This is a genomic window from Stenotrophomonas sp. YJH_SMC_106-19 (assembly GCF_059368375.1).
Map to the genome: position 1 here is coordinate 1 of NZ_JCAFRQ010000006.1, position 12424 is coordinate 12424.

The following is a 12424-nucleotide window of genomic DNA, read 5'->3' on the forward strand; positions in this document are numbered from 1 at the left end:
TGCGTTGCTGCCCACCGCTGCGGCATTGCTGCCGCTGGCCAGGCTGTCCAGGCCTACGGCGGTGGCACTGGCGGCGACCGCCGTCGCACCACTGCCCAGTGCGGTGGCACCGTTGCCGATCGCGTTGGCCGCTTCGCCGGCGGCCAGCGCGTTGTCACCTTCAACGTAGGCGCCGGCGTCGCTGTCGGCACTGCCACTGGCCTGGAAGTAGCGGCGGGTGTTCTCAGCCACCGACGCCACGGCATCCAGCTGGTCCTTGTTGACCGCATCGGTGCCTTCGGTACCTGCCGCCACGTTGGTCACCTGGCGGGTGTTGCCACCACCACCGACCGATACCGTGTTGTCACGGTCTGCAATCGAATCGGCGCCCAGCGCGACGCTGTTGGCGCCGCGCGACTCGGCCGCATTGCCGAGCGCGGTGCTGTTGATGCCCGGCGACCATGCGCCACCACCGACGGCCGTGGAGTAGTTGCCGGATGCCTCGGTGGCGAGAATGCCGAACAACGAGCCGCCGACAGCGACACTGTTCGTACCGGTGGCCAGGCTGCCCTGACCGGTGGCCGTGCTGTAGTCGCCGGAGGCTTCCGAGTCGCCGCCCAGCGCCACGCTGTTGGAGCCGGAGGCATTGGCAAAATTGCCGAACGCGGTGGCGTTGAACGCCGAGGCGCTGGCGAAACCGCCGATGGCGGTGCTGTAGCCACCCGTGGCTTCCGCACCGATGCCGAATGCAGCCGAGGCCGTGCCGCTGGCCACGCTCTCGCTGCCGACCGCCGTGGCCGCTTCACCACTGGCGGTGCTGAAGTAGCCCACTGCCGTCGCCTCTTCTGCGGAGGCTTCGGACAGCACGCCGCTGGCGGTGCTGCCGGCGCCACTGGCGATCGAGGCAGCACCGAAGGCCGCGCTCTGTTCACCGCTGGCTTCGCTTTCCGCGCCATGCGCGGTGGCGTACTCGCCGGTCGCCTGTGCGTTGGCACCGATCGCGCTGGCGTTGGCTGCGGTGGCCACGGCATTGAAGCCCAGCGCCTGCGCGTTGCTGGCCAGTGCGTTGGCGCCGCTGCCCAGGGCGATGGCGCCGTCGCCGATGGCGTTGGATGCCTCGCCGGCGGCCAGCGCGTTGTCACCTTCCACATAGGCGCCAGCATCGCTGTCGGCACTGCCGCTGGCCTGGAAGTACTTGCCGGTGGTGGATGCTTCCGCCGCGACGGCATCCAGCTGTGCCTTGTTCACCGCATCGGTGGCCTGCGTACCTGCGGCCACGTGGGTCACCTGGCGCTCGTTGCCGGCAGCGCCAACCGCCACGCTGCGGTCACGATCAGCCACCGAGCCTGCACCCAACGCGACCGCGTTGCTGCCGCTGGCGTTGCTGCCGGCACCCAGCGCGATCGCGCTTTCACCGCCGGCCACCGTATTGGTGCCGATGGCGATGCTGTTGACCGTGTTGCCCAGCGCCTGGTAGCCCAACGCCACGCTGTAGTCGCCGTAGCCGAAGGCACCGCGGCCGACGGCGGTGGCGCTGGTGCCGTTGGCCCAGCTGTTGTAGCCGATGGAGGTGGCGCCACTGCCGCTGGCCCATGCTGCATTGCCGAAGGCGGATGCGTTGGTGGCGGTGGCCCATGCGCCCGAACCGAATGCGCTGGCGCCACTGGCGGTGGCCCAGCTGTAGCCGCCGACGGCGGTGCTGTCGTCGCTGCTGGCGAACGCACTGTCGCCCACGGCGACCGCGTAGCTGCCGGTCGCCCGCGACTTGCCACCGGCAGCCACGCTGTTGTCGCCGGTGGCTTTGGCCGCGCTGCCGAACGCATTGCCCGACGCACCCGTTGCCTGCGCACCATTGCCGACGGCGGTGGCATCGGCGCCGGCGGTGGTGCCGACACGTTCTGGTTGACCGTCATCGCCGATGATCGGCTGGTTGTACTGGTCGTAGGCCTGCCCCAGTCCACCGATGGCGACCCCGCCGTTGCCACTGGCACTGCTGTTGCGACCGATGGCGACGCTGTCATCGCCCACGGCGGAAGCACCCGCGCCCTGGGCGACGGCACCGGCGCCGATCGCGTTGCTGGACGAACCGGCGGCCACCGCACCCTCTCCCTCGGCAAACGCACCGGCATCGCTGCCGGCTTCCGGCTGGGCCTGGAAGTAATGGGCGGTGGTATCCGCGGTGCTGGCCACGGCGTCCAGCTGCGCCTTGTTCACTGCATCGGTGGCTTCACTGCCGGCAGCGACGCCGGTGATCTGCCGCTCGTTGCCGGCACTGCCCACGGCGACGCTGTTGTCACGGATGGCTTCAGAGTTGGCGCCCAGGGCGACACTGTTGGCGCCGCGCGCCGTGGCGTAGTAGCCGACCGCCGTGCTCTGCGCGCCGCTGGCCCAGGTCTGCGCGCCCAGCGCGCTGGCCCCTTCTCCGGGTGCGTAGGCGAAGTAGCCGATGGCCGTGGCTTCGGCGCCGGAGGCTTCGGTCAGGCTGCCGTTGGCCACGGTCCGGTCACCGCTGGCGATCGCGCCGGCACCCACAGCGGTGGCGGCTTCGCCGCTGGCCTGGGTCTGCACGAAGAAGCCGAGGCCGGGAATCAGGTCAGCCGGGCCACCCACGGCCACGCTGCTGGTGCCGGTCGCGTTGCTCTGGGTGCCGACTGCGGTGGCGTAGTCGCCGATGGCGTTGGCCACCGCGCCGAATGCGGAGGACTGCGCGCCGGCCGCATAGGCACCCACGCCATAGGCGGACGCAGCGAAGCCAGCCGCCTCTGCGCTGGCACCGACCGCAGTGCCGCCGACGCCGGCACTGGTCGCACCGGTCTCCACCGGCACGCCGCCGTTGGTGATGAGCGGATTGCCGTTCTCGTCCACGGCGGCGCCACCCACCGCGACGCTGCCGGGTCCTGCAGCCTGCGCGTTGTTGCCGAACGCGGCGCTGTTCTGTCCGGCGGCCAGGGCGTTGTTGCCGACCGCCGTGGCGTTCTGCGCGACCGCGGTGGCGCCGGCACCGACTGCGGTGGTGCCATCGCCGAGCGCGTTGGCCGCTTCACCGGCAGCCAGCGCGTCATCGCCTGCGGCCAGCGCACCGGCGTCGCTGTTGCTGCTGCCGGTGGCCTGGAAACGCTTGGCCGTGGCATCGGCCACGGCCGCGACGTCCCGGAGTTGGCCGACATTGGCCGCATCGGTGTCTTCGGTACCCGCCGCGACACTGGTGATCTGCCGGGTCAGACCGTACTCGGCCGCGCCCACCGATACCGTATCGACCCGGTCGGCCAGCGAGCCGGCGCCCAGCGCCACACTGCCGGTGGCAACCGCTGCCGAGTTCGAACCCAGCGCGGTGCTGTATTCACCCACGGCGGTGCTGAACGCACCGACCGCGATCGATGCTTCATTGGCGGCCGTTGCGCCACGACCCACGGCGGTACTGCCCGGGCCCATGGCCACGGCTCCGCCACCGACCGCCGTTGCGCCGTCCGCACTGGCCTCGGACAACGCGCCCAGTGCGGTCGCTGCGCCGTTCTCGCTGGCCGCAACAGCGCTGGCACCGACGGCGGTATCTCCCAGTCCGAGCGCAACGGCACTCTGGCCGACGACGACGCTGGCATCGCCGATGGCCAACGCGTTCTGGCCGAACGCACTGGCGCCCAGACCGGCGGCCACGGCCTGTGTGCCGACGGCCGTGGTGGCGTTGGCCAGCGACTGGCTGCCGCTGCCGACCGCAATCGCGCCCTGCCCTTCGATCTTCGCCGCGTCGCTGTCATCACCGGCGCCGTCGGCCTTGAAGTAGCGACTGCTCTGGGCTGTCGCTTCGGCCAACGCCGCCTGCGTGGCCCGCGCCTGTGCATCCAGCTGTGCCTTGTTCACCGCATCGGTTGCCTCGGTGCCAGCGGCGACGTGGGTCACCTGCCGTTCCTTGCCCACATCACCGACGGCAACGGTATTGGCACGCGTTGCTTTCGAGCCGGCGCCCAGCGCCACGCTGTTGGCACCGGTTGCACGGCTGCCGGTGCCCACCGCGACCGCATTGGTGCCGGTGGCCGAGGCGCTGCCATCCACAAGGCACTTGTCGACGATCGAGCTGTTGAGCACCACGCAGTTGGCGTTGCCGCCGATCTCCACCGACTGTGCAGAGGCGACGCCGGTCATGCCCAATCCCAGTGCCAGCGCCAGTGCGGCAGCCAGTACAAAGGGCCTGGCCTGTGTCGCATCGCGGCGTTGGTCGACGACCCCGCCGCAACTGTCGGACGAGGCCAGTTCCGAGGCCACGACCAACTGACCCAGTGCTTTGTTCCAGACCTTGCGATAAATCCGATTCATCGGTACGGCTCCTGATTGGACTGGTTTTGGGCAAAGCAACGCCACCGCCGGACCTTCTGGTCCAACGTCCCCTGGGGGCGTTTATTCGCGTGATTTACTGCGGGGTATTGCCGAACGGCGCGCAGCGACAGAAAACCGAGCGCGTGCGCCAAGCGGTTACTGCGGGATGAATGGTTCTGAAACGGGGTTCAAGTGTTAACGGCAACTTTCCATATCGTCAAGACTTTGACACAGCAAATCACATTGCCGTGAAGCAGTTCACTCTTTCACACGTTTATCAAACGATTTTGTTAGTTGCACGTGACGATTGTCTGGCGCATGGAAATGCATGTAACTCATGGTGGCGACAGGAGTTTCATCCGCGCAAAGAAAAACCCGCCGGCAATGCGGCGGGTTTTTCCATACGCATCGGCATCGACGCCTGCGCGAAGCGGTGCGCGATCAGCCGCACCACACCCGGGCATTGCGGAACATCCGCATCCACGGTGAATCACCCTGCCACTCGGCCGGCGCCCAGCTCAGATTGAGTGCGCGCGGGGTGCGCTCCGGATGCGGCATCATGATGGTGACGCGCCCGTCCGTGCTGGTCAGGCCAGTGATGCCATCCGGTGAGCCGTTCGGATTGAGCGGATACTGCTGGGCGATGGCACCGTTGCCATCGATGTAGCGCAGCGACACGCGCGCAGCGGCCTGGTCGACGGCGTTGTCGAACACCGCCTGGCCTTCGCCGTGCGCCACCGCCACCTGCAGGCGGGAACCGGCCATGCCACGCAGCAGGATCGACGGCGATTCCACTACTTCCAGCAGTGCGGTGCGGGCCTCGAACTGCTCGCTGGCATTGCGGCGGAACTGCGGCCAGTGTTCGGCGCCGGGGATGATGTCCTTCAGCTGGCTCATCATCTGGCAACCGTTGCATACGCCGAGGGCAAAGCTGTCCTGGCGCTCGAAGAACGCGGCAAAGGCATCGCGCAGCGCGCTGCGTTCCAGGATCGAGGTCGCCCAGCCACGGCCGGCACCCAGCACATCGCCGTAGCTGAAGCCGCCACAGGCGACCAGGCCGGTGAAGTCCTGCAGGGCCACGCGCCCCTCGATCAGGTCGCTCATGTGCACGTCGAACGCGCGGAAGCCTGCACGTTCGAAGGCGTTGGCCATCTCGATCTGGCCGTTGACGCCCTGTTCGCGCAGTACCGCCACGCGCGGACGCGCACCGGTGCTGATGAACGGCGCCGCCACATCCTCGTTGAGGTCGAAGCTCAGCTTCGGCTTCAGGCCCGGTGCGTTGAACGCGCGGGCGACATCGCGCTCGGCATCGGCGCTGGCCGGATTGTCGCGACGCTTCTGCATGGCATGGGTGACCGACCACCACGCATCGAACAGCTGCTCCCAGCGCCACTCGGCCAGGTTCTCGCCTGCCAGCGATACGCGCACCACCGGTGCGGTGGTCGGCCTGGCGATGCGCTGCGCGCATTCGGTAAGGGCGTGGCGCTCGACCAGGTCGGCAAAAGCGGCGCGATCTTCGCGGGCAATCTGCACCACCGCACCCAGTTCCTCATTGAACAGGCTGCGGAACGGGTCATCGCCCCACGCGTCGAGGGCGATATCCAGGCCCAGGCGCGAGGTGAACGCCATTTCGCACAGCGCGGCGAACGCGCCGCCGTCGCTGCGGTCATGGTACGCACGCAGCAGGCCGGACTGGCGCGCATCCCGGATCAGTTCGAAGAAGGCACGCAGGCGCTGCGGGTCGTCCAGGTCCGGCGCGGCACCGGCGAAGGCCGGCAGTTCGCCGTGGTCGGCGTGCACCTGCGCCAGGATCGAGCCTCCCAGGCGCTGCTTGCCGGCACCGAGACCGATCAGCCACAGCTCGCTGTCGACGTCGCGATCAAGCAGAGGCGTCAGCTGCTGGCGCACATCGGCAACCGGCGCGAACGCCGAGATCACCAGCGACACCGGCGACACGCTCTTGTGTGCCTCGCCCTGGTCATGCCACTGCGCCTGCATGGACAGCGAGTCCTTGCCGACCGGGATGCTGATGTCCAGCTGCGGGCACAGTTCCATGCCCACGGCCTTCACTGCGTCGTACAGCAGCGCGTCTTCGCCCGGATGGCCGGCAGCAGCCATCCAGTTCGCCGACAGCTTGATGCCATCCAGCGCATCCACCGGGGCCGCGCACAGGTTGGTCAGCGCTTCGCCCACGGCCATGCGCGCCGACGCCGCGGCGTCGAGCAGGGCCAGCGGCGTGCGCTCGCCGATCGACATCGCCTCACCGGCCACGCCATCGAAATCAGCCAGGGTGATGGCCACGTCGGCCACCGGCAGCTGCCACGGACCGACCATCTGCTCGCGGGCGGTCAGGCCGCCGACGCTGCGGTCACCGATGGTGACCAGGAAGTTCTTCGAGGCAACGGTCGGGTGCGCCAGCACGCGCAGGCCGGCTTCCTGCAGATCCAGGCCACCGGTCTTCAGCGCCGGCCAGCGCGGTGCCGGCGGGTGCGCCGTGTCACGGTGCATTTTCGGCGGCTTGCCGAACAGCACGTCCATCGGCAGGTCGATCGGTGCGTCGGCGGGAACATGGCCCGGCACCGCGCCGTACGCCACCACCAGATGCTCCTCGGCGGTCGCCACGCCCACGGCGGCGAACGGGCAGCGCTCGCGCGCACACAGCGCGGCAAACTCGGACAGTCGCTCCTGCGCGACGCCAAGCACGTAGCGCTCCTGCGATTCGTTGCACCACAGCTGCATCGGCGACAACGACGGATCGTCGGTGGGCACCTTGCCCAGATCGATGATGCCGCCCACGTTCGAATCGTGCAGCAGCTCGGGAATCGCGTTGGACAGACCACCGGCACCGACGTCATGGAAGAACTTGATCGGGTTGTCGGCACCCATCGCCACGCAGCGGTCGATGACTTCCTGGCAGCGGCGCTCCATCTCCGGGTTGTCGCGCTGCACGCTGGCGAAATCCAGGTCTTCGGCGCTTTCACCGGAGGCCACGGAGCTGGCCGCACCGCCACCCAGGCCGATCAGCATCGCCGGACCGCCGAGCACGATGACCGCATCACCGGCCTGCAGCGGGATCTTGTCGACCTGGATACGGTCGATCGCACCGAGGCCGCCGGCCAGCATGATCGGCTTGTCGTACGCACGGACCAGGTCAGCGCCTTCAGGCAGCTCGAAGCTGCGGAAGTAACCGAGCAGGTTCGGGCGGCCGAACTCATTGTTGAACGCAGCGCCGCCGAGCGGGCCGTCAGTCATGATCTCCAGCGCCGGCGCCATCCGCGGATTCAGCGCGCGTGGCGCTTCCCACGGCTGCGGCAGCTCGGGGATGCGCAGGTGCGAGACCGAGAAGCCGGTCAGGCCGGCCTTCGGCTTGCCGCCGCGGCCGGTTGCGCCTTCGTCGCGGATTTCGCCACCGGCACCGGTGGAAGCCCCCGGGAACGGCGCGATCGCGGTCGGGTGATTGTGGGTTTCGACCTTGATCTGGAAGGCGCTGGGCACCTGCGGCTCGCGGCGGTACTCGCCACTGGCCGGATCCGGACGGTAACGCGACGCCGGATGGCCTTCGATCACCGCAGCGTTGTCGCTGTACGCGCTCAGGGTGTGCTGCGGCGTCTGCTGGTGGGTGTTCTTGATCATGCGGAACAGCGAGCGTTCCTGCGCCTGCCCGTCGATGGTCCAGCTGGCGTTGAAGATCTTGTGCCGGCAGTGTTCGGAATTGGCCTGCGCGAACATCATCAGTTCCACGTCAGACGGGGAGCGCCCCAGTGCGGTGAAGCGCTCGCGCAGGTAGTCGATCTCGTCCTGGGCCATGGCCAGGCCAAGGCGCTGGTTGGCGGCTTCAAGCTGCGCCACCGGAACGCGCTCCAGTTCACCGCGGGCCGGCGCCGAGAACAGGGCCTGGCCCTGCTCGACGTGGTCCAGCACCGACTGCGTCATCGGGTCGTGCAGCACCTTCACCAGCGACTGCTGGGTGGCGGCATCGTCCGGCCAGCCCAGCACGTCGATACGCAGGCCGCGCTCGACCCGGCTGACCGGCTGACCGGCCCCGCGGACCAGTTCGGTGGCCTTGCTCGACCACGGCGACAACGTTCCCAGACGCGGCACCACGATGCGGCTGACGGCCCCTTCGGCGACCGTCCCGGCCTGCGGCTGTGCTTCCAGGATGCGGCACAGGGTGGCCTGATCGGGCACGGCCGAGCCTTCCGGCTGCACGAAGTAGACGTGCCAGGCACCACTGATGCGCAAGGAGGGAGCGATGGACTGCAGGCGGGATTCAAGACGTTCGCGGCGGAACGGCGACAGGGCGGGCGCGCCCTCGAGGACCATCATGTCCGGGGAACCGTAGTTGGGAAACGGGCCCGATATTGTACCGGAAGCGGGGGATGGGCTTGGGCCGGGCTGCGCCCGGCACCCGCCGAAGCAACTGCAACGTCAAAAGCCGGTTTCCTGCAGGTTGGCGGGGTGGGTCCGGTGGCGGGGGACGCCGTGAACCCGTCCCTGGGGGCTTGGCCGCGGCATCCATGCCGCGGACACCCCCGCCACCGGACCCACCCCGCCTTCGACGGATTTCCGCGATCTGCAGTGGATCCACGCCATGCGCGGATGCTCCGCGGCAGTGCCGGCCGAATGAAGAGCGAAGCGACCGGCTCTTGCTTTTGATTTTGTTCTGTCTTTCGTGGCTGGCGGCGCAGGAACCTGTCCGCGGCCGGGTGGGTGGGCTGCGCAGGGGCGTAAGCGCCATGGATGGCGCGCCCGAGCCTACAGGGACGTATTCACGGCGTCCCCTGCGCAGCCCACCCACCCGGCCACCCCCCAGAAGTCCGCTGTAAGCGCCCCCAGCCACGAGGGGGCTCCGCCGTTGGCCGCCGACTGCGCGCCAGCGCGTTCCGCCCGAATCCCGGAACCATGCGCTTGCTCACGGATTGACCACGCAATTGATGACAACGTTGTCCCCACCTGGCGCCGGACTCTCTCCCCGGCCTCCCAGGTGCCTCCGTCCGGCCCCTCCCGTCGCCTTCCCCGGCGACGCCCGGACCTGCGTCACGCGCGGCGCCATCGGGGCCCGCGCGCCCTTTGATCGGAGACACACCATGTACGACCCGATTGTGCGCAGTGCCGAACGTTCCACCCGAAGCTGTCGTCCCCGCCGCCTGGCCTGGCTGCTTGCCCTGGCCGCCGGCGCCGCCAGCCTGCCGGGCCTGGCCCAGGCCGCCAGCTGTGCCGGCGTGGCCGAATGGGACCAGGCCAAGATCTATCGCGCCGGCGACACCCTGCAGAAGGGCGGCGTGCTGTACCGGGCAAACCAGGACATCTGGAATGCCCCGCCAGACCATCCGGCCGGTGCGCCCTACTACACCAACCTCGGTGCCTGCGATGGCGGCGGCGTCAACCAGCCTCCCGTGGTCAGCCTGACCTCACCGGCCAATGGCGCTACCTTCAGCGCCGGCAGCACCATCAACGTCACCGCCAACGCCAGCGACCCGGACGGCAGCGTCAGCAAGGTGGAATTCTTCCGCGACGGCAGCTCGATCGGCGTGGATACCAGCGCTCCCTACAGCGCCAGCTGGGCCAATGCCAGCGCCGGCAGCCACACCCTGCGCGCGGTGGCCACCGACAACAACAACGCCACCACCAGCACCCCGACCATCACCATCACCGTCAACGCTGCCAGCGGCGATACCACCGCACCCAGCGTGCCCGGCGGACTGGCGGTGGGCACCCGTACCGCCAGCAGCATCGCGCTGAGCTGGAGTCCGTCCACCGACAACACCGGTGGCAGCGGCGTGGCCGGTTACGATGTGTACCGCAACGGCAGCCTGGTCGGTTCTCCGTCCAGCACCAGCTACGTCGATGGCGGCCTGACCGCATCCACCACCTACCGCTACCGCGTGCGGGCCCGCGACAACGCCGGCAATGCGTCCGCGCAGGGCACGGAAATCAGCGCCACCACCCTGGCCGGCGACGGCGGCGGCACCGGCAAGCGGGTCATCGGCTACTTCACCCAGTGGGGCATCTACGGCCGCAACTACCGGGTGAAGAACATCGACAGCAGCGGTTCCGCCGCGCGGCTGACCCACATCAACTACGCCTTCGGCAACGTGCGCAACAACCGCTGCGAAGTGGGCGTGACCCAGCCGTCGGATCCGAACAGCGGCGCCGGTGGCGATGCGTTCGCCGATTACACCAAGGCCTTCAGCGCCGCCGAGAGCGTCAGTGGCAGCGCCGATACCTGGGACCAGCCGCTGCGCGGCAACTGGAACCAGCTCAAGCAGCTCAAGGCCAAGCATCCGGGTCTGAAGGTGCTGATCTCGCTGGGTGGCTGGACCTGGTCGCGTGGATTCTCCAGCGCGGCCCGTCCGGAGAACCGCCAGGCCTTCGTCGCCTCCTGCATCGACGCCTACATCAAGGGCAACCTGCCGGTGACCGACGGCGCCGGCGGCACGGGCGCAGCGCTGGGCGTATTCGACGGCATCGACATCGACTGGGAATACCCCGTGGCCTGCGGCATCGACTGCGGCAAGCCCGAGGACAACGCCAACTTCACCGCACTCATGGCCGAGTTCCGCCGCCAGCTCGATGCGGTGCGTCCGGGCCTTCTGCTGACCGTGGCGGTGGGTGCCGGCATCGACAAGATCCGCGTCACCGACCCGGCGGCTTATCACCCGTACCTGGACTACATCAACGTGATGACCTACGACTTCCACGGTGCGTGGGATGCAAGGACCAATCACCAGTCGGCACTGTTCGATTCGCCGAATGATCCGTCCACCGGCGACCAGAAGCTGTACAACAGCAACGACGCCATCGAGGCCTTCATCAGCCGGGGTGTGCCGGCCGCCAAGCTCAACCTGGGCATCGGCTACTACGGACGTGGCTGGACGGGCGTGGCCAATGCCAACAATGGCCTGTACCAGACCGCCTCAGGCGCCGCACCGGGCACCTATGAGGCCGGCATCGAAGACTGGAAGGTACTGAAGAACCTGGCCTGGCCGGGCTACACCGACAACACCGCCGGCGCCACCTGGATCTACAACGGTAGCACGCTGTGGAGTTTCGACACTCCGGCCAACATCACCCGCAAGATGGGCTACGTGAAGACCCAGGGCCTGGGCGGCGCGTTCGTCTGGGAATTCAGTGGTGACGATGCGCAGGGCACGCTGACCAAGGCCGTCAGCGATGGTCTGAAGTAAGGAAAAGGCCGGGGGCGCCGTGCGCCCCCGGCCTTGATCGGATGAGGCATCCGCCGGGCCCTGCCCGGCGATATCCCGGTCAGCGCTGGGCCGACAGTTTCTCCAGCGCCGCACGCAGCTGCGCCGGCGGCAGGTAGCCGCCCAGCTGGGTGCCATCGGGCGCGAAGATCGCCGGGGTACCGTTCACCCCCAGCTGCTGGCCGAGCGCGTACTGCATCGCCACCGGATTGGTGCAGTTCTTCGCCGGCACGGTTCCGCCGCGCTTGGCATTGGTCAGCGCCTGGCGGCGATCGGCTGCGCACCAGACCGAAATCATGTCGGTGTAATCCTTGCTGCCCAGTCCCATGCGCGGGAAGGCCAGGTACTCGACGCTGATGCCGTTGCGGTTGAGTTCGGCGATGTCCTGGTGCAGCTTGCGGCAATAGCCGCACTCGATGTCGGTGAACACGCTGACCGTGTACTTGGCGTTGGGCGCGGCGAACACGATGCGGTCGCCGTGGTTGGCCTTGGCCAGCAGCGCGCGACGGTAACCGAGCAGGCCCTCGCTGTTGGCCGGCCCCTTGGCCCGAGTGTCATAAGGCTGCGACTGGAACAGGTAGCGGCCGTCGTCGGAGACATACAGCAGCTGACCGGAGACCACCACCTCGCGGAAACCGGGGAAGGGCGCGGCGCCGATGTAATCCACTTCGAAACCGGGGTTGAGCGCGGTCAGCGCGGCGCGCACTGCCTGCTCTGCCGGACCATTGGCAGCCGGGGTGGCCCGGGTGGAGGCGGCGGCAGACGCCTTGGCCGCAGGGGCCGGCGGAGCCGGCTGGGCGCAGGCCGTCAGGCTGAGCGCGCCGAACACGGCGGCGATGGCGAATCGGAGCATGGAGCATTCCGCAGCAGAAGAGGACCACCGATTCTGACACAGCCGCCCGGGGCGGCGCCGTGGCCCGCTGACGGAA

At 68.7% G+C, this 12424-nt stretch carries 4 protein-coding genes; 1 reads left to right on the forward strand and 3 read right to left on the reverse strand.

The window, feature by feature from the left end:
* Both AC5P5M_RS15660 and purL read right to left on the reverse strand, forming a co-directional pair.
* The coding region (locus AC5P5M_RS15660; RefSeq protein WP_495206127.1) for an ESPR-type extended signal peptide-containing protein at positions 1-4290 on the reverse strand (4290 nt) is incomplete at its 3' end.
* A 441-nt stretch (positions 4291-4731) separates the two neighbouring features.
* Positions 4732-8616: a phosphoribosylformylglycinamidine synthase gene (gene purL, locus AC5P5M_RS15665; RefSeq protein ID WP_495206128.1), complete on the reverse strand. Its 3885-nt coding sequence runs from the start codon at positions 8614-8616 to the stop codon at positions 4732-4734.
* 761 nt (positions 8617-9377) lie between these two features.
* On the opposite strand from purL, the gene AC5P5M_RS15670 reads away from it, so the two are divergent.
* On the forward strand, positions 9378-11477 hold the full coding sequence (locus tag AC5P5M_RS15670; RefSeq protein WP_495206129.1) for a glycosyl hydrolase family 18 protein: 2100 nt from the start codon (positions 9378-9380) through the stop codon (positions 11475-11477).
* 79 nt (positions 11478-11556) lie between these two features.
* On the opposite strand, the gene AC5P5M_RS15675 is transcribed toward AC5P5M_RS15670, so the two are convergent.
* On the reverse strand, positions 11557-12348 hold the full coding sequence (locus tag AC5P5M_RS15675; protein ID WP_128987984.1) for a DsbC family protein: 792 nt from the start codon (positions 12346-12348) through the stop codon (positions 11557-11559).
* Positions 12349-12424 lie beyond the last annotated feature (76 nt).